Source organism: Lentzea nigeriaca (assembly GCF_016907955.1).
Taxonomy (GTDB): Bacteria; Actinomycetota; Actinomycetes; order Mycobacteriales; family Pseudonocardiaceae; genus Lentzea; species Lentzea nigeriaca.
This window is the reverse complement of record NZ_JAFBCX010000002.1, coordinates 824547-841921: the sequence shown is the minus strand read 5'-3', so window position 1 is coordinate 841921 and position 17375 is coordinate 824547. Positions and strand designations below refer to the sequence as shown.

Genomic DNA, 17375 nt, shown 5'->3' with positions numbered 1-17375 from the left:
CCGAGCGGGGTGCCGGGCTGAGGCACGATGGAGGAGTGCGGATCATCCTGCTGCGCCACGGCCAGAGCCTCGGCAACGTCGACGAGCTCGCCTACTGCCGCATCCCCGACCACGCCCTCCCGCTCACCGAACTGGGAGAACAGCAAGCCAGGGCGGCCGGCGCCACGATCAGGGAGCTGATCGGTGAGGGCCCGGTCGCGGCCTACGTGTCGCCGTACAAGCGGACGCGCAGGACGTTCGAGCTGCTCGGCATCGAGGCCGAGCGCGTCGTGACCGAGCCGCGGGTGCGCGAGCAGGACTGGGGCAACCTCCAGGACCCGGTGCAGCAGGAGATGCTCAAGCACCAGCGCCACGCGTTCGGGCACTTCTTCTTCCGGCTGCCCAACGGCGAATCGGGCGCGGACGTGGACGACCGGGTGGCGGCGTTCCTGGACGGGCTGGAAGTGCGGCTGCACTCCGACGAGCAGCACGCGAAGACGGTGCTGGTCGTGTCGCACGGTCTGACGATCAGGTTGCTGTGCCGCAGGTTGTTCGGCTGGAGCATCGACCTGTTCGAGTCGCTGTCCAATGTGGACACATGCGAGAACCGCGTGCTCGACCACGACGGCACGGGGTGGAAGCTGGACCGCCCCTTCGACCAGTGGCGCGACTCACCGGACGGGACGGTCCAGCTCCCTTTCTAGAGCAGTCCCCGCCTGTAGGCGGCGACGAGCCGACGCGGAACGAGAAGTTCCTTGCCGTCCAACGTCCTCACGCGGACCAGGTCCGGCGCGGCGGCCTTCCACCGCGAGCGCCGGTGGCGAGTGTTGGAGCGGGACGTCTTGCGCTTGGGGACGGCCATCAGCGCTCTCGCTTTCCGTAGCGGCGGTTGAACTTCTCGACCCGGCCGGCGGTGTCGACGAGCCGCTGCGTGCCCGTCCAGAACGGGTGCGAGTCGGCGGTGATGTCGACGACCAGCAGCGGGTAGGAGTTGCCGTCCTCCCACTTGATCGTCCTGCTGGAGGTGGCGGTCGAGCGGGTCAGGAACGTCCTGCCGGTGGACGCGTCCTGGAAGACCACCGGGTGGTAGTCGGGGTGGATACCGGGCTTCATATCGCCAGCTTTCGGATCGAGTCCACGAAGGACAGTTCGTCGTCGGTCAGCAGCGCGCCTGCGAACGCCGCGATGATGCAGTCGGGCTCTCCCACCGTGATCGCCACGATCTGCGTGGTCCTGCCGTCACGCGGGCCGCCTTCTCCGACGTGCATCCCGCCGCCCGCCGATTCCAGGTGCAGCGCGACGTCGGGCTCGTCCGCGACCCAGAGCCGGCCGCGCGAACGCACCACCGTCCCGTCGAGCAACGAGTCGAGCGCCTCGTTCAGCCGTGCCGGGTGGAACGGCCGGTCCGCCGTGAAAACCGCCGTCGAGACACCGCATTCGGGCGTGAGCGGGATCACCCGCGGCCGGTTGGACCGCTTGACCACGATCGTGTCGGGAGTGCAGCGGTGCGCTCCCGGAGCCAGCCGGTCGAGCACGGCCAGCGTCCGTTCGTCCGCATCTCCTTGCAGCACCAGCACATCCGCGGCCTCGGCCTGCGCGACGACGACCTGGGCCACCGTGCGCTCGTCGCTGACCATCGAGGCGTCACCGAGTGCGTCGTCCAGCCAGCTCTGCGCGTCGAGCACGGTGATCACGCACTCCACGCCGACGCCGAGGTCGCGGCGCACCACGTCCGGCTCCAGCAACGGGTCGAGGTGCAGCACGACCGTGTGCCCCGCGAACGTCCCGAGCAGTTCCCGCAGGTCTTCGCGCACGGTGCACGACACGCAGTTGTGCAGCAGCTCGACCTCGGTGGCGATGCCATCGACCCAGCGGCGCACGCACGTGTCCGTGGCGACGTGCCGCACCAGCACCGAGCCGGGCCGGTCCCGCCACACCCGCACGGCGACGTCGTGCTCGACCAGCCCCGCCACCATAACGACAACGGTTTCCATGTAGGCTACCGTAGTTGAAAACGAATGTCGTTTCAAACGCTGCTCGACATCTGGAGGAGGTGCGCATGCGCTGCCAGCTGACCGGCCGTGAGCCGGGCTTCGGCAACCGCGTCTCGCACTCGCAACGCAAGACGCGGCGCCGGTGGAACCCGAACGTCCAGCGCAAGCGGTACTGGGTGCCGTCGCTGAACCGGTTCGTGACGCTGACGCTGTCCACAAAGGCCATCAAGACCGTCGACAAGCTCGGCATCGAGGCCGTCGTGGCCCGGCTGCGCGCGCAAGGGGTGAAGGTCTGATGGCCAAGGGCAACGACGTCCGGCCGATCATCAAGATGAGGTCGACCGCCGGCACCGGCTACACCTACGTGACCCGCAAGAACCGCCGCAACGACCCGGACCGGCTGGTGCTGCGCAAGTACGACCCGGTGGCGCGCAAGCACGTCGACTTCCGAGAGGAGCGCTGACGTGGCGAAGAAGTCGAAGATCGCCGCGGACAAGCGCCGCCGCGAGGTCGTCGCGCGTTACGCGGAACGTCGTGCGCAGCTGAAGGAAATGCTGCGGCACCCGGAGACGCGCGAAGAAGCGTTGCGCGGCCTGCAGAAGCTGCCGCGGGACGCGTCGCCGACCAGGTTGCGCAACCGCGACGCCGTGGATGGACGGCCGCGTGCGTTCAACCGCGCGTTCGGACTGTCGCGCATCCGCCTGCGGGAAATGGCCCACCGGGGCGAACTTCCCGGCGTCTCGAAGGCGAGCTGGTGATGCGCGACAGCAAGAGGCCGTTGAAGCGCAGGCAGAACCTGCTCACGAAGGAAGGCGTGACCGTCGTCGACTGGAAGGACGTCACGCTGCTCCGCAAGTTCATCTCGGACCGGGGCAAGATCCGGTCCCGCCGGGTGACCGGCCTGACGCCGCAACAGCAGCGCCAGGTCGCCACCGCGATCAAGAACGCACGGGAGATGGCCCTGCTGCCGTACCCGTCACAAGGGCGATGACGCGGACCGCCGTGTTGGCCAGGAAGGCCAGCACGGCGAGCTGCACCAGCAACGCGAGCACCCAGGTCGTGTGTTCGTCGACCGTCAGATCACCACGAACACCGACCAAGAAGGTCGCGTAGAGGCCCCAGCACTGCAGTGCGGCCAGCCCGGCGCCGATGATCGTCGTGCGCAGCGACACGATCACGACGACGGCGGCGAGCAGGACGAGGGCCAGCAGCGGCCAGGCACCGGTGAACGTGGTCACGCCGACTCCGCCGCCGAATCCGAGCGCGGAGCCGTAACCACCTCGCATTCTTCGCATCCGATCGGTCTATCGCCTCGGATGAGATCAGCGCCACCTCTCCAGCGTGAAGTTGGTGCTTTCGAGTGAGGCACCATCGCACGAATGAACCTGTACGAAGTAGTGCACCGGCGCAGGGACACACGTGCCGAGTTCACCGGCGCGGAAATCCCTTCAGACGTGCTGCGGCGTGTGTTGACGGCGGCCCACGCGGCGCCGAGCGTCGGTCTTTCCCAACCGTGGGACTTCGTGCTGGTGCGTGATGAATCGATTCGGCGCGCGTTCCGCGACCACGTCCAGGCCGAACGGACCGTCTTCGCGGCCCAGCTGGATCACGAACGGGCAGAGGTGTTCTCCCGCATCAAGGTCGAGGGCGTCATGGAGTCGTCCCTCGGCATCGTCGTCACCTACGACCCGGATCGCGGCTCACCGGCGGTGCTGGGCAGGCACGCGATCGCGGACGCCGGCCTCTACTCCGTGTGTCTGGCCATCCAGAACCTGTGGCTCGCCGCGACGGAGGAGGGCCTCGGGGTTGGGTGGGTGAGCTTTTACCGAGAAGATGTGCTGCGCCGTCTGCTGGACATCCCCACGAGGGTCCGTCCGGTGGCATGGCTGTGCGTTGGACCGGTTCGATCCCTGCCCGACACGCCAGATCTGGAACGTCACGGTTGGCGCAACCGACTACCCCTCGATGACGTCCTGCACCACGATCGGTACGGGGCGCGACCGTCCCGGTAGCCTGTGCAGGCCGCTCGGCGAGTCGGAACGGAGTCGATGAACGAGTGGAGCAGCGTGATCCGCTGGTAGCGGGCCAGATTCCGCGGCTGGACCGGGAGGTCCGCGCGTTGCTCGACGCTGGCCGCAAGCCGGAGGCGAACTCCCTTTTCGACGAGGTGGTCACCAAGGTGTCCCCCGGCGCCGACCGCTGGGCACGTTCCGCCGTGCTGGTGAACCGCGCCGTGATGGCGTGGCGCCTCGGCCGCATTCCGCTCGCCCTGGAGCTGGCCGCGGAGGGCTGGACCGACCTGGACGCCGAACGCGCCGCCGAGAGTCCCGCGGTGGCCGAGACGATGGCTGCCCTGGGCTACCTCATGGAGGGGATCGGCAACCGGCGCGCGGCGCTCGACATGCTGCGGTTGTCGGTGCAGGTGGCACGCAGGGCGGGCAACACGGACACGCTGGCGCGCTGCCTGCAGCGCCTCGGCGGTTCGCTGAACTTCCGCGCCTGCTCCGGGCCTCCCGCGGCTGCCCCGGCGATCTTCGAGGAAGCGCTGGCGTACCTCGACGAGGGCCTGGGGCTGGTCAAGGACGAGACGATGCGCCGAGCGCTGATGGGCGCCTACGGCCGTTCACTGGCCGGCGTCGGGCAGTTGGACAAGGCCGAGGAGACCGGCGCGGAGACGCTTCGGCTCGCGTTGGATGCCAACGACATGTGGGGCATCTCGGTCGGCAACTGGGTTCTCGCCGTCGTACGGCGCGAGCACGGCAATCTCGAGGAAGCGCGCACACTCGCGTCCCGCGCGGTGTGCAACGCCGAACGCATCAACGACACGTCGTTGCTGCTGCGGTTCTCCACGGAGCTGGCGGACATCTGCCACGAGCTGGGTGACGCGGTCGGCGAGGCCGAGGCGTTGCGACGGTCGATGGTGGCTGCGCGCACGGCGACGGAGACGCTGCAGGAAGGCCTGGGCCAGGCCCTGGAACAGCGCCGGGTGGCCGTGCAGGCGCAACGGCTCGCGGTGGCGGCGCAGGAAGCCGCGACCCGCGACCCGTTGACGGGCTTGACGAACCGGCTTGGGCTGGAACGTGCCGCGCAGGCGTTGCTGGAGTCGACCGCCGCGCGCGGCCGGGTGCCGTGGCTGGTGCTGGTCGACGTGGACTGGTTCAAGGGCGTGAACGACGACGCGGGCCACGCGGCGGGCGATGCCGCGCTGCGCGAGATAGCGGCGTTGCTGCGGCGGGAATGCCGGGCGGACGACCTGGTGGCGCGCTGGGCAGGCGACGAGTTCGTGGTGCTGCTCGGTGACACCGGGCCGAACCTGGACGTGGGCCCGAACGTGGCCGAGCGGATCCGCGCGGCCGTCGACAGCCACGACTGGACGATGGTGCTCGGCGCGGTCCGCCGCCCGACGGTGAGCATCGGTGTCGCGGCGGGACCGGCCAAACTGGACCAGCTGTTCGCGGCCGCGGACATGGCGCTGTACCGCGCCAAGCGCCACGGCCGCAACAGGGTCGAGGTCGAACCTTCCGCGGACGAGATCCCCGAGATCGTCTCGGGCAACTAGTCCTCGATGAAGGGAACCTTCATCCACGTCAGGTGAAGGTTCCCTTCATCGTCAAGCGATCAGGCCGCCGCGGTAGGCCACCAGAGCGGCCTGCACGCGGTTGACCGCGCCGATCTTGCCGAGCACCGACGAGACGTAGCCCTTCACCGTCGCCTCCGACAGGTGCAGGGTCCCGCCGATCTCCGCGTTGGACATGCCCTGGCCGATCAGGACGAGCACCTCGCGCTCGCGTTCGGACAGACTCGCGAGGAGCCTGCGTGCCGGCTCGGCCATCCGCTCGCCGTCCGCAACGGCCGCGAGGACCCGTGCCGCCACACCGGGGTCGAGAACCGCACCACCGCGCGCGAGATCGCGCACGGCCTTGACGAGCTGTTCCGGTTCGGTGTCCTTCAGCAGGAAGCCCGCCGCACCGAGTCTCAAGGCTTCCGAAACGTATTCATCGACGTCGAACGTGGTCAGGATGCAGACCCGTGGTGGGTCGGGCAGGGTCCGCAGCCTCCGCAGTGCCACGAGCCCGTCCGAGGTGCGCATCCGGATGTCGAGCAGGACCACGTGAGGACGGTGCTGGCGGGCCAGGTCGGCCACCAGGTGTCCGTCATCGCATTCGGCGACGACTTCGATGTCCCCGACGCTGCTCAGGATCATGCGAAGGCCGGAACGGACGAGATCCTCGTCGTCGGCCAGCAGAACCTTGATCACGACGCCTCCCGCATTGGCGTTCCGTGCTCCCTCATGTTCGTGATCTTCGCGTACAACCGTCGAAGGTCACGTTAATTCTCAGTTATCTCATCATGTGGTAACGGTTTTTCGAGATGGCGAGAGCCGTTCACAGTTACCGGAATAGCGCTCCGACTTCGCTGCGTAGGCATGTCACCAGGACTTGGGGGGCGACATCGGGACCCTGAGTGACCAAACATCGAAATCCCACTGAGTGGAATGTCGTACCAGAAACACGGATACGGCGGCGCGGAATCGGAAACTGCCCATCGTTTCTTCCCGTATGGGCTTCTGGATGTCTTCGGGATCGATACAGGCGGCCCGAGATCGACACGGCAAACGCGAAGGTCTTTCGCGATAGGCCTACTGGAAAGTAACCTTCGTCACAACATCCCTGCACCGCTCGGAGAGGAGCTTCGCGCCATGCGGAGAGCCAATCCGGTGACGTCCCTGTTGGTCACCGCCACCGTCACCGCCTCCCTCATGATCGCCCCGTCCGCCCACGCGGACTCGCGCGCGGTCGCGTTCGCCGCCGACGACTACTGCCTCGGCCAATGCGGCGACATCGTGCCGCCCGGCAACAACGGCAACGCCACCCTGGCCGAGATCCTGGCGCACAAGGCGTTCGGCACCAGGCCCGCGCACTCGGCCGACCAGCTCGGCAAGTACGACGCCATGTCGTCCGGCTACAGCGGCCTCACGAACGACCAGCTCACGAACTTCTTCAACGACGCGTCGTTCGGTGTCCCGTCCGACCAGGTCGAGAGCACGGTCAAGCCGCGCTCGGACGTGACCATCGTGCGGGACAAGAAGATCGGCATGCCGCACATCACCGGCACCACGCGGTCCGGCACGATGTTCGGCGCCGGGTTCGCGGCAGCGCAGGACCGCCTGTGGCTGATGGACCTGTTCCGCCACCTCGGCCGCGGGCAGCTCTCCGGCTTCGCCGGTGGCGCGCCGTCCAACCGGACGCTGGAGCAGAGCTTCTACAACCAGATCCCGTACACCGAGGCCGACCTGCAAAAGCAGATCGACACCGCGGCCGCGAAGAACGGTGAGCGGGGACGTCAGGCGTTGGCCGACGTCAACGACTACATCTCCGGGATCAACGCCTACATCACGCAGTCCGTGGCGGCGCGGAACTTCCCCGGCGAGTACGTGCTCACCGGGCACGCGGACTCGATCACGAACTGGAACGACATCCAGCCGTTCAAGGCGACGGACATGGTGGCGATCGCTTCGGTCGTCGGCGGCCTGTTCGGTGCCGGCGGTGGCGGCGAGGTGCAGTCGGCGCTGGTGAAGCTGGCCGCGCAGAACAAGTACGGCGCTGCCGTCGGTGAGCAGGTGTGGAAGGCGTTCCGGGCGCAGAACGACCCGGAGGCCGTGCTGACTCTCCACAACGGACAGTCGTTCCCGTACGCGGCCTCCCCCGCTTCGCCTGAGGGGGTGGCCCTCCCCGACTCCGGCAGCATCACGCCGGAACGCATGGTCTACGACGAGGTGGGCGGCACGGGCACCTCCGCTGCCGTGCCCGCATCCGGTGACCTGGCGAAGGCTTCCGGGATTTTCTCCGATGGTGTTCTGCCTGCCGACCTGCTGAACAAGAAGCACGGCATGTCCAACGCGCTGGCCGTGTCCGGTGCGTACACCGACTCCGGCAACCCGATCGCCGTGTGGGGACCGCAGACCGGTTACTTCGCGCCGCAGCTGTTGTTGCTGCAGGAGCTCAACGGTCCTGGCATCCGTTCGCGCGGAGTGTCGTTCGCGGGTGTCTCGATGTACGTGCAACTCGGCCGCGGCGTCGACTACTCGTGGAGCGCGACCTCGTCCGCGCAGGACATCATCGACACGTACGCCGTGGAACTGTGCAACGCCGACGGTTCGCCGGCGACGAAGGCTTCGACCTCCTACCTGTTCCACGGCGCCTGCCTGCCGATGGAGCGCCTGGAGCGCAAGAACGCGTGGAAGCCGACGGTGGCCGACGGCACGCCGGCGGGCTCCTACACGCTGGTGATGTGGCGGACCAAGTACGGCCTGGTGACGAGCCGCGCGACGGTCGGCGGCAAGGTCGTGGCGTACACGACGCTGCGCTCGACGTACATGCACGAAGTCGACTCGATCATCGGCTTCCAGGAGCTCAACGACCCGTCCGCGATCCGCTCGGCCTCCGACTTCCAGCGCGCGGCCAACAGGATCGGGTACGCGTTCAACTGGTTCTACGCCGACTCGAAGGACGTCGCGTACTTCAACTCGGGCCTGAACCCGGTACGCCGGTCCACTGTGGACCCGAACCTGCCGACGTGGGGCCGCGCCGAGTACGAGTGGGTCGACTGGGACGGCACCGAGAACGTCGCGGCGTACATGCCGTTCGAGGGGCACCCGAACTCGATCAACCAGGACTACTACATCTCGTGGAACAACAAGCAGGCGAAGGACTTCACCTTCGGCGGCTTCGGCCACAGCGCCGTGCACCGCGGCGACCTGCTGGACGTCCGGGTCAAGGCCCTGATCGCCTCCGGCCAGAAGGTCACACGTGCCTCACTGACCCGAGTGATGGGCGAGGCCGCGCTGGCCGACCTCCGCGCCCAGGAGGTGCTGCCGGAGTTGCTGCGCGTGCTCGAGTCGGCACCGTTGGACGCGACGCTCGCCCCGGTCGTGCAGAAGCTGAAGGACTGGCAGCGCTCGGGTTCGTTGCGGAAGGAAACCTCGAAGGGCAGCAAGACCTACGCCCACGCCGACGCGATCAGGATTCTTGATGCGTGGTGGCCGCTTCTGGTGCAGGCCGAGTTCAAGCCCGCCCTGGGCGACAGCCTGTACGACGCCGTGGCGAGCGCCCAGCAGGTGGACGAGTCCCCGTCCGACGCGCACGGCTCCGCACCGCACAAGGGTTCCTCGTTTCAGTACGGCTGGTGGGGCTACGTGGACAAGGACCTGCGCAAGGTCCTGGGCGACCCGGTCCAGGGCGCCTTCCCGCAGACCTACTGCGGCGGCGGCACGCTGGCCGGCTGCCGGGCCGCGATGGTGAGCTCGCTGACGCAGGCGGCCGCCAAGCCCGCCAACCAGGTCTACCCAGGTGACGCGGACTGCAAGGCAGGCGACCAGTGGTGCGCCGACGCGATCATCCACCGCGCCATGGGCGGCATCACCCAGGACAAGATGAGCTGGCAGAACCGCCCGACCTTCCAGCAGGTCGTGCAGTTCCCGTCCCGCAGGAGCCAGAACATCACCAACCTGGCAACACACGCCGTCGCCTCCGCGTCCTCCCACGAAACCGGCTGGAACAACCTCCCGCCGTCACACGTGCTGGACGGCAACCCGTCGACGCGCTGGGCCAGCGACTGGAGCGACGACCAATGGGTCCAGGTAGATCTTGGCTCTGTGCAACGGATCGGTCGCGCAGTGTTGCACTGGGAGTCCGCCTACGCCAGCGGTTACCGCATCGAACTTTCCAATGGCGGGACGAACTGGCGGAACGTTTTCACCACAAGTGCTGGCGACGGCGGCGATGATGTCGTAGCGTTCACGCCACAGGACGCGAGATACCTCCGGATGACGGGTACCCAACGGGCCACACGTTACGGATACTCCCTGTACGAGCTTGAGGTCTACAGCTTGTAGGCCTTCGAGATGAGGACGCCGATCCACCCCCAGGGGTCGGCGTCCTCTACTTTTCCGGACTTTTCTTCACGCCCGGAACAGGTAGTTCCTGGTGGACTCACCGATGTGGCCGGTCTGCACCCACTCGTCCTTGTGCCACGTGCTCATCCGATACCCGCGCTCAGCCAGGAAGTCCGCCACGTCCTGCGCCCGATACCCGAACCGCTCGACGTGCCGTTCCTCGATCTCCAGCAGGAACGCCGGCTTGAACCGCTCGATGGTCTCCTTCGCACCTTCGAGCACCCGCAGCTCGGCCCCCTCGACGTCCGCCTTGACGAAGTCGAGCCGCGATATCCCGTTGACCTCGACGAAGTGATCGAGCGTGTCCGTCTTCACCACCACGTCGAGATGCTCGTCGAACTCCTCGTTGGACCCGAGCCCGTTGGCCCCCACCGTGAGGAACGACCGCCCGGTGACAGGGCTCCCGTGCCGCACCGGCACGCTCATGACCTCGCGACCCTGCTCCTGCGCCCCCAGAGCGACCGAGTGCCGCCTGATGTTGCGCCCTTCCCGAGGCCGCAACAGGTACGACAGAGCCGGATGCGCGAACACCAACGGCTCAACGCTGTGCACAGTCCCCTGTGGACCGACCAGTCTGGACAACGTGACCGTGTAGAGCCCCAAAGCCGCCCCGACGTCGACACAGACGTCACCAGCCTTGACGATCTTCCGGAGCCCGATCAGCTCCGGCTCGGCATAGGGCGTCAGCCGGGCAAGCGCCCGCAACCCGGCAACCACCGCGGCACTGCGAAGTTCGGTCAGCACCCGAACCAGCCTAGACGTGCCCGTTGGTGTGCTGTTCGCCCGCAGGCAACCCGATCTGATCAGCGAACTCAGCCGCCACCCGCGACCCACCATAAACACTCAACGCCTTGGCCAGGTGCTGCCGCAGATCCCGCCGATGCGAGTCCTCGAGCTCAGGCAGGGCCTTCTCCACGCTGCTGACCAACGACTCGGCCCAGTGCGTGGCCGGCTCCCGCTGCGCGATCTGAACGAGCTCAGCGAGGTGCCCCGACAGCTTCACCGCCTCCTCGACCTGATACCCGTTGCGCTGCAACCACCAGATCGTGGCCGTACCGACGTCCGTCAACACCTCGTCCCGCAGATACCGGATCTCAGCCCGCTCGACATCCCGCTCGGCCAACTTGAACGTGGAGTTCCGCAACAGCTCGATGTGCTTGCGAGCCATCTCCAGATCCTCGTCGTCAACGCTGACCTTGACTTGCTCAGCCCGCGCCCACACGTGCGTCCCGGGCACCTGCCGCTCGGTGGCGAGCTCATCCCCCAGCTGATGCTGCAACGCCGCATGGTGCACCAACATCGCCTTGCCGCTGATCTCCTTCGCCCGCTGCAAAACGTGATGGATGGCAGCACTCCGCGGCGAGTTGTGCCGCAGCCCGGTGGCCAAATCCAACCGCCACACGATCGTCAGTTTCACCTGGAAGTCCAGCCCATAGACCGCACTGGGCAAGGGCGTCTCGAACTCCTGCTGATGACTACTCGCCGGCGGCACGAAGGTGAAGTCCTCGGCACGCCGAGGCACCCGCCGCCGCCACCAAGCCTTGAGGGCGCCAAGGGGTCCAGGACGGAAGTCGGGCCACGGTCTGCTCACGCCCCCTCCCTACCTGACGATTCCCCAGGACAGAAGGTGGTCTGCCTCACTTCCCCCCAACGGCCGCAGGGGTGTCATCTGGCCCCTTACGGTGCGTGAGCGGGGGCGCTGGTCAACTCGGTGGCGGCGCCCCGCTAGACTGCTGGTGCCAGCCCTAGTAGCTCAGGGGATAGAGCATCGGTTTCCTAAACCGTGTGTCGCAGGTTCGAATCCTGCCTGGGGCACCACCTTTCGCCGGGTGAAACTGAGGGCTCTGACCAGTGAAAACAGGTCAGAGCCCTCAGTCTTCAGCCGACACTGAAGACGATCAGCACCCGCCTTCGTGGTGCCGCGCGTGGTGCGAGGCGGGCGTACGGTCGCACCATGACCAAGCGCAAGGCAGGTCCCAAGGACCGCGAGCGCGGGCGGATCGAGGTCCTGCCGAGCGGCTCGCTCAGGGTGGTTGTGTACGCGGGAGTCGACCCGCTGACGGGCCTTCGGAATTACCGTCACGAGACGATTCCCAAAGACACACCCGATCTCTGGGACGAAGCAGAGAAGACCAAGACGCGAATCCTCAACGAGATCGACGAACAGCGCAGTCCGCGCACCAAAGCAAACGTGAACACCCTCCTTGACCGGTACCTGGACAACCTGGACGTCAAGCGGAACACGCGTAAGGGCTACGAGGGGTACATCAACAACCACATCCGTCCGCTTGTCGGTGATCTGCCGGTGGCGAAGCTGGACGGCGAGGTCATCGACTCGCTTTACGCGACCCTCCGACTGTGCCGTGCCCACTGCGGAGGCAGGAAGTTTGTCGAGCACAAGTCCGAAGAGAAGAACCACGACTGCAAGAAGCTCGACTGCCAGCCTCACGAGTGCAAGGGGCTGGAAAAGAACTCCGTTCGTCAGGTTCACTTCTGCCTGAGCGGCGCGCTCGACTGCGCGCTTCGCTGGGGCTGGATCAAGGTGAATCCGCTCGCCCAGGCGAAACCACCGAAGCCGGTCAAGCCGAATCCGAAGCCTCCCACTCCCGAACAGGCAGCCGCGATCGTCAACGAGGCGTTCAAGGATCTTCCCTGGGGAATGTTCGTGTGGCTCGCGATGACGACCGGCGCACGACGCGGTGAGGTCTGCGCGCTACGGCTGGACCTGCTCGACCTGAACAACGCGGTCCTATCCATTCAGACGGCCATCGCGCAGGACGGCGCTGAAACCTGGGAGCAGGACACCAAGACTCACCAACAGCGGCGCATCGCGCTCGACCCGGAAACCGTCGGCCTTCTACGCGCCTACATCGACCAGCGGAAAGCCGAAGCAGAGATCGGCGGAGTCAAGCTCAAGAGGGATAGCCGCGTATTCTCGTCGTCGGTCGATCACAGCACCTGGCTCAAGCCGGACACTGTCACGCAGCGATACCGGCGTATGTGCGAACGACTCGGCTGGAAGATGAACATCCACCAGTTGCGCCACTACTCCGCCACGGAACTAATCGCCGCAGGTGTGGACGTGCGCACTGTTGCCGGCCGCTTGGGACACAGCGGCGGAGGCGCCACCACGCTGCGCGTTTACTCCGCCTGGGTCTCGGAGGCTGACCAGCGGGCAGCCGGGAACATCGGCACCCGGATGCCCAAAGCGCCGATCACGGTTTCCGAGTCCGGCGCTGTCACAACAACTCTGGAACCGACGGCCGACAACCCGTATCAGAAGATCTACGCAGATCTTCGAGGCGCGATCACGTGCGGCGCACTGCGTCCGGGCGACCAACTTCCTACCGTGGTCGAGCTGAAGAGCCGTTACAGCCTGTCAGCCGGAACCGTCAACCGCGCTATCGCAGAGCTGAAAGCCGAAGGACTCGTTCACGCGAGCCGTGGTAAGCGCGCCGTCGTGCTGGCTCCGGGAGAAGAGCCAGACATTGCCGAAGTCGTGAGCCTCAGCCGGAAACGAGCAGCGAAGTAAGCCTCTTTCGCTGGCGCTGAGATCCGATCTGCGTAGCAAGTAGCCGCGCACGCTCCGCGTGTGCGGCTACTTCGTGTTTCTCCCCCGTGGCGGTGAAGACCTGCACCAGGTCAACCCTGAGCGCGGTTTCAGCTCGTGTGAAAGTGGGATCGAGTCGGCGCAGGACATCGGACAGAACCTCGACGGCCTCCCGGGCACCGAGCCGAGCAAGCGCGCTGCCGCGCCAACGCGCCAGGTGTGTTGAGTCGAACACCAGATACGGCGTATCCGAACTGTCGATGCTGGCGGGCATAGAACGCAGAGCCTCATCAAAAGCGCGCATGCACATGTCACGCTCTCCGTTCGCCGCACACGCTTCACCGTAGCCTGCGGTGAGCCAAGCGAAGAGCAGTTCGGGAACCCTCCCTTTGGCGATTGTCCGCGCGTAGTTCGTCAACTCAACGGCCGCTCGCACTTCGCCGATGTCGAGCAACACAACGGCCTGTCCAGCACACGCATAAGCTTCGAGCGCTGGCGAGCGTGCCTCACGCGCTGCCATTCGAGCCGTGTTGTAATGGTCCCACGATTCACTGACGAGTCCCTGATCGAGCGACTGCCAACCAGCAAGAGCGGAAGCGTCGACGAGAACTTCGGCAAGACCCGACCGGATCGGCTGGCTGAGCACGTCACGCATCGCTCGTTCCATCTGGCCTATCTGGGCGCGAAGCTCGCCGAGCAAGGCGGACGCGCCCAGTCGGCGATCAATCACGCGCGTGATGTCGAGCTTCTGCCGAAGGAGGCCGACGGTCTCCATGTCCATGTTCCGCCCGGCGGCAATCCGGGCCTGCAATCCCAGGTCGTCATCCGTGACCACGGGTGCGGCATCGGGCACAGGTTCGAGCAGCCGTTCGATCGGCACACTGAGCATGCCTTCGAGCAGACGTCGCGTTGACGGCTGAGGAAGACCGAGAGGCTTGCCATCGGCACGGCGGCCAGACGCGAACCGCTGGACATGGCGCGGACTTATGGTGGCGTTCAATCCTCGCTCGCGCGCGAAGCGCTCAGCCTCCTGACTGAACTCCTCTGCCGTCTGCTTCCGCTGGCGCAGCAGCTCGCCGAACAACGTCCGTGACTGTCGCTGTCGATCTCCTGAATCCATCGGCTGACCTTCCGCCTCACTGATGTCAGCGCCGATCAGTATAGGTCGCGTTATGTCGCCAGTGGTCACAGCCAGGTCATTTACGCCCACCCTGCCGCTGGAGACGCTGATGTCTGCTGTCACGTTCTTCGGGAGGACGGTGGACGATCATGGTGTGGGATGCAACAGGAGTCGTGCTGTTCGTGGTGTGGCTGGTGCTGCCGCTCGCGTACACGGTGGCACTTGGCCGGAAGTACGTCCGACAAGCCCGAGCGGCTGCTGAGGAGGCCGTGAATGCCGCCCAGGAGGCTGCTTGGGCGAACGCGGACGTTCAGGACGCGCTCGACGATCTGCAGCCCACCGACAGCCCGCAGGAGGATCTTCCGGTCTCACTGCCGACAGCGCGCACAGCAGACACACAGGAGTTGCCCGCGATCAAGCCGCCCGCGTCGACTGGCAGGCACAGGCTTGAAGAGTCACAGCTTGCGCGAGGAGTTGCCTCGTGAGGTCCGAGGACACCGAACTGATCACCGAGTTCGGGAAGATCTCCAAACTCATGCCGAACGTCCTGTTCGACTTCGTCATGGAAACCCTGACGCCAGAGCGGCAGCAGGAGTTCGGCGAGATCCTGATCTCGCTCGGAGGACTCCTCGTGAACCACGCCGAGGACCGCAAGCAGTCCGAACAGCCGACGACGGTTGACGCTGTCGAGGACCAGGCCGAACAGGCCGGTGGGTTCCCCAAGCGGTTGCCGTCGTGACAAAGCCGCCAACCTCCGGGGCTCCGTCTCACCCTCGTCCGAGGTTGGTCAGGGAGAGCCGACGCGGCGCGCGTCGCCGCGTCGGCTTCTCTCATCGTCTTTTCGAACCACTGCAAGGAAGTTGGTATGCCTAAGCGGATCTCTACCGCGCGCGGTCGTGAGTTCGGCGCTGGCCTGAGAGCGGCGATCGAGGGTGCCGGTCTGACCTTGTGCGCGCTCGCCGACATCGTGGACTGGGACGCGGCCAAGCTGTCGAACGTGGTGAACGGCAAGGGTGGTGCCACTCAGGTTGAGGTTGCCGCCCTGTTGGGTGCCTGCCGGGTCAAGTCGACTGAGGCAGCTCATCTGCTGGCGCTGTACCCGGAGACGCACATCCGTGGCTGGTGGCAGCAGCACGGCATGTACGCGCCTGCCCAGGTCCGGACGGCTGTCGAAAATCTGAAGCTGGCCAAGACACTGACGGGTTGGCACACGCACCTGGTGCCGCTGTTTCTTCAGACAGCGGACTACATGTGCGAGGTGCTGCGCGCGTCCTCCACGATGCCGGCGAGTGACCTTCAAGAGCGTGTACAGACACATCTTGCGATGCAGAAGGCGCTGTGGCGTGGTGTGCGGTGCACGTTCCTCATTCACGAGTTGGCGTTGCTTCTGCCGGTCGGTGGTGCCGAGGTGCACGCCGGGCAGTTGCTTCACCTACTACACATGGCGAACCGGCCGAACGTCACGATCCGGATCGTGCCCGTCTCGCGTGGCGCGCACGCGGGCTTGGCCGGACCGTTCACGTACTTGGCCTTCCCGAAGTACGAACCGCTGGTGTGGACGGAGACGGAGAACTCCAGTCTCTTCACTGAGGCGGCGGACGCGGTCAGGGGCTACGAGAAGGTCATTCGCGCACTCGATGCGAGCAGTTTGAACGAGGACGCTTCCAAGGCGCTGTTGGTCCGCCTGTGCGACCTCTCATGGGCTACGGAGCAGGACTGTCCGCTGAGGACGGAGACGGACCGTGATGTCTAGGGGGTTCAGGTCCAGTCTTCTGAATCGGGCTGTTGCGCGTGCGCTTGCGTTGTGGCGCTTGGAAAGCGGCTTGAGTCTGTCGGAAGTGACCGCGCGCGTGCACTGGTCTCCGGCCAAGACTTCGACGATGCAGAACGGGCTGGTCCCGATCACCGCTGCCGACGTGATGGCGCTCGCGCTGGTCTACGGGATCGACGACGTCCGGCGAGAGCCGGTGTTCTGGGGTGCGCAGCGCGCACGTGATCCCCGCACGTTCGACCTGACGACCGGCGGCACGAGGCCCTGTGTCGGCTGGACCTACTCCGAGGTCGAGGCTGAGGCGAGCTACGCGCGGGTGGTGGCACTGGACGTCTTACCGCCGCTGGTCTGGACTCCCGAGTACTCGACCGCGGTTCGAGGCGGACAAGTCCAGACGGTCTCTGAGCAAGGTCACTGCGGTTACGACGATCAGCACCGTGCGCAGATGCTGTCCCAACTTGACCAAGATCCAAGCTTGCGTGTGGATCTCGTTCTGGGAGAGGCGGTGTTGAGGCGGCCTGTCGGCAGTGCGTTGGTGATGGCCGACCAGTTGTTTCAGTTGGCGGTGTTCGCTCAGCTTCCCGGAGTGAGCGTGTACCTCATGCCGGATAGTGCGGGTGCGGTCGCGGGGATAACCTCGTTCACTGTGCTGTCGTTCCGTGAGGCGCAGTTTGACGATGTCGTGTACCTCGACTGCCCGCACGGCGGCGTGTGGCTTGAGAGCGAGGCTGAGCGGCGGCCATACCTGGAGTGGTTCGGTCGGCTGAGGTCCACGACGCTCACGGACGCCTTAACGGCCGAGCATCTCCACCGCGCGGCGCAGGACCTCAAAGACACCGCACGCTGACCAGCCGAAGCCTGGCTGGGCGGCGTCCACACTTTCGTGACTCTTTTCGTGACAACCTTGCTATGCTCGATACGGGCGTCACGAAACTAGTCACGAATCGGAGTGGTGAGCCGTGAAGTGTGCGGGATGCGGACAGCCGTTGCAGGCAGGGACGAACCGT

The 17375-nt window shown here is 66.2% G+C and carries 21 protein-coding genes and 1 tRNA gene; 14 read left to right on the top strand and 8 right to left on the bottom strand.

Going from position 1 to position 17375, the window contains the following annotated elements:
• Positions 1-35 precede the first annotated feature (35 nt).
• Positions 36-683, top strand: a complete 648-nt coding sequence (locus tag JOD27_RS10440; RefSeq protein WP_204761895.1) for a histidine phosphatase family protein — start codon at positions 36-38, stop codon at positions 681-683.
• On the opposite strand, the gene rpmF is transcribed toward JOD27_RS10440, so the two are convergent.
• Genes rpmF through JOD27_RS10425 form a run of 3 tightly spaced genes read right to left on the bottom strand, consistent with a single transcriptional unit; the run spans position 680 to position 1973 of the window.
• Complete coding sequence (gene rpmF, locus JOD27_RS10435; RefSeq protein WP_204761894.1) at positions 680-841, bottom strand: 50S ribosomal protein L32; 162 nt, start codon at positions 839-841, stop codon at positions 680-682. The genes JOD27_RS10440 and rpmF overlap by 4 nt on opposite strands.
• Positions 841-1092, bottom strand: coding sequence for a type B 50S ribosomal protein L31 (locus JOD27_RS10430; protein WP_204761893.1), 252 nt, complete (start codon positions 1090-1092; stop codon positions 841-843). The genes rpmF and JOD27_RS10430 overlap by 1 nt, the downstream gene beginning before the upstream one ends.
• Positions 1089-1973 carry a GTP-binding protein gene (locus JOD27_RS10425; RefSeq protein ID WP_204761892.1) on the bottom strand — a complete coding sequence of 295 codons (885 nt, stop codon included), beginning with the start codon at positions 1971-1973 and terminating at the stop codon, positions 1089-1091. Before JOD27_RS10425 ends, JOD27_RS10430 begins: the two co-directional genes overlap by 4 nt.
• Before the next feature lie 65 nt (positions 1974-2038).
• On the opposite strand from JOD27_RS10425, the gene rpmB reads away from it, so the two are divergent.
• The 4 genes from rpmB to rpsR are packed head-to-tail and all read left to right on the top strand — an operon-like array spanning position 2039 to position 2964.
• The gene (rpmB, locus tag JOD27_RS10420; RefSeq protein WP_239566680.1) at positions 2039-2269 is read left to right on the top strand and encodes a 50S ribosomal protein L28; all 231 of its coding nucleotides are present in this window, start codon (positions 2039-2041) and stop codon (positions 2267-2269) included.
• A complete protein-coding gene (gene rpmG, locus JOD27_RS10415) occupies positions 2269-2436 on the top strand; it encodes a 50S ribosomal protein L33 (protein WP_189255682.1) in 168 nt (55 codons plus the stop codon). Before rpmB ends, rpmG begins: the two co-directional genes overlap by 1 nt.
• Before the next feature lies 1 nt (position 2437).
• Complete coding sequence (gene rpsN / locus JOD27_RS10410; protein ID WP_189255683.1) at positions 2438-2731, top strand: 30S ribosomal protein S14; 294 nt, start codon at positions 2438-2440, stop codon at positions 2729-2731.
• A complete protein-coding gene (rpsR, locus tag JOD27_RS10405; protein ID WP_204761891.1) occupies positions 2731-2964 on the top strand; it encodes a 30S ribosomal protein S18 in 234 nt (77 codons plus the stop codon). Before rpsN ends, rpsR begins: the two co-directional genes overlap by 1 nt.
• On the opposite strand, the gene JOD27_RS10400 is transcribed toward rpsR, so the two are convergent.
• Positions 2912-3268 (bottom strand): hypothetical protein, encoded by a 357-nt coding sequence (locus JOD27_RS10400; RefSeq protein ID WP_204761890.1) that lies wholly within the window; start codon positions 3266-3268, stop codon positions 2912-2914. The two genes, rpsR and JOD27_RS10400, sit on opposite strands and share 53 nt — an antisense overlap.
• Before the next feature lie 84 nt (positions 3269-3352).
• Between JOD27_RS10400 and bluB the strand changes: the two genes are divergently transcribed.
• Together bluB and JOD27_RS10390 are read left to right on the top strand one after the other, a co-directional pair.
• On the top strand, positions 3353-3985 hold the full coding sequence (gene bluB, locus JOD27_RS10395; RefSeq protein ID WP_204761889.1) for a 5,6-dimethylbenzimidazole synthase: 633 nt from the start codon (positions 3353-3355) through the stop codon (positions 3983-3985).
• A gap of 44 nt (positions 3986-4029) precedes the next feature.
• On the top strand, positions 4030-5532 hold the full coding sequence (locus JOD27_RS10390; protein ID WP_204761888.1) for a tetratricopeptide repeat-containing diguanylate cyclase: 1503 nt from the start codon (positions 4030-4032) through the stop codon (positions 5530-5532).
• A 51-nt stretch (positions 5533-5583) separates the two neighbouring features.
• Here the strand turns inward: JOD27_RS10390 and JOD27_RS10385 are convergent, their stop codons facing one another.
• A complete protein-coding gene (locus JOD27_RS10385) occupies positions 5584-6231 on the bottom strand; it encodes a response regulator (RefSeq protein ID WP_109631945.1) in 648 nt (215 codons plus the stop codon).
• A gap of 441 nt (positions 6232-6672) precedes the next feature.
• Between JOD27_RS10385 and JOD27_RS10380 the strand changes: the two genes are divergently transcribed.
• A complete protein-coding gene (locus tag JOD27_RS10380) occupies positions 6673-9867 on the top strand; it encodes a penicillin acylase family protein (protein ID WP_204761887.1) in 3195 nt (1064 codons plus the stop codon).
• A 66-nt stretch (positions 9868-9933) separates the two neighbouring features.
• Here JOD27_RS10380 and JOD27_RS10375 read toward each other — a convergent pair whose 3' ends face one another.
• Both JOD27_RS10375 and JOD27_RS10370 read right to left on the bottom strand, forming a co-directional pair.
• Entirely contained in the window at positions 9934-10671 is a 738-nt protein-coding gene (locus JOD27_RS10375) for an FkbM family methyltransferase (protein WP_204761886.1), read from the bottom strand.
• Positions 10672-10681: 10 nt separating this feature from the next.
• The gene (locus JOD27_RS10370; protein ID WP_204761885.1) at positions 10682-11518 is read right to left on the bottom strand and encodes a hypothetical protein; all 837 of its coding nucleotides are present in this window, start codon (positions 11516-11518) and stop codon (positions 10682-10684) included.
• A 151-nt stretch (positions 11519-11669) separates the two neighbouring features.
• Here JOD27_RS10370 and JOD27_RS10365 point away from each other — a divergent pair.
• Positions 11670-11745 (top strand) — tRNA-Arg (locus JOD27_RS10365).
• Positions 11746-11881: 136 nt separating this feature from the next.
• Positions 11882-13459 carry a tyrosine-type recombinase/integrase gene (locus tag JOD27_RS10360; RefSeq protein WP_204761884.1) on the top strand — a complete coding sequence of 526 codons (1578 nt, stop codon included), beginning with the start codon at positions 11882-11884 and terminating at the stop codon, positions 13457-13459.
• Here the strand turns inward: JOD27_RS10360 and JOD27_RS10355 are convergent.
• A complete protein-coding gene (locus JOD27_RS10355) occupies positions 13434-14561 on the bottom strand; it encodes an NsdA family TPR-like regulatory protein (RefSeq protein ID WP_204761883.1) in 1128 nt (375 codons plus the stop codon). The two genes, JOD27_RS10360 and JOD27_RS10355, sit on opposite strands and share 26 nt — an antisense overlap.
• Positions 14562-14770: 209 nt before the next feature.
• Between JOD27_RS10355 and JOD27_RS10350 the strand changes: the two genes are divergently transcribed.
• The 4 genes from JOD27_RS10350 (at position 14771) to JOD27_RS10335 (ending at position 17215) form a co-directional block, all read left to right on the top strand.
• Entirely contained in the window at positions 14771-15082 is a 312-nt protein-coding gene (locus JOD27_RS10350) for a hypothetical protein (RefSeq protein WP_204761882.1), read from the top strand.
• The gene (locus JOD27_RS10345) at positions 15079-15336 is read left to right on the top strand and encodes a hypothetical protein (protein ID WP_204761881.1); all 258 of its coding nucleotides are present in this window, start codon (positions 15079-15081) and stop codon (positions 15334-15336) included. The genes JOD27_RS10350 and JOD27_RS10345 overlap by 4 nt, the downstream gene beginning before the upstream one ends.
• A 126-nt stretch (positions 15337-15462) precedes the next feature.
• Positions 15463-16350, top strand: a complete 888-nt coding sequence (locus tag JOD27_RS10340; protein ID WP_204761880.1) for a helix-turn-helix domain-containing protein — start codon at positions 15463-15465, stop codon at positions 16348-16350.
• The gene (locus JOD27_RS10335) at positions 16343-17215 is read left to right on the top strand and encodes a helix-turn-helix domain-containing protein (RefSeq protein WP_239566904.1); all 873 of its coding nucleotides are present in this window, start codon (positions 16343-16345) and stop codon (positions 17213-17215) included. The genes JOD27_RS10340 and JOD27_RS10335 overlap by 8 nt, the downstream gene beginning before the upstream one ends.
• Positions 17216-17375 lie beyond the last annotated feature (160 nt).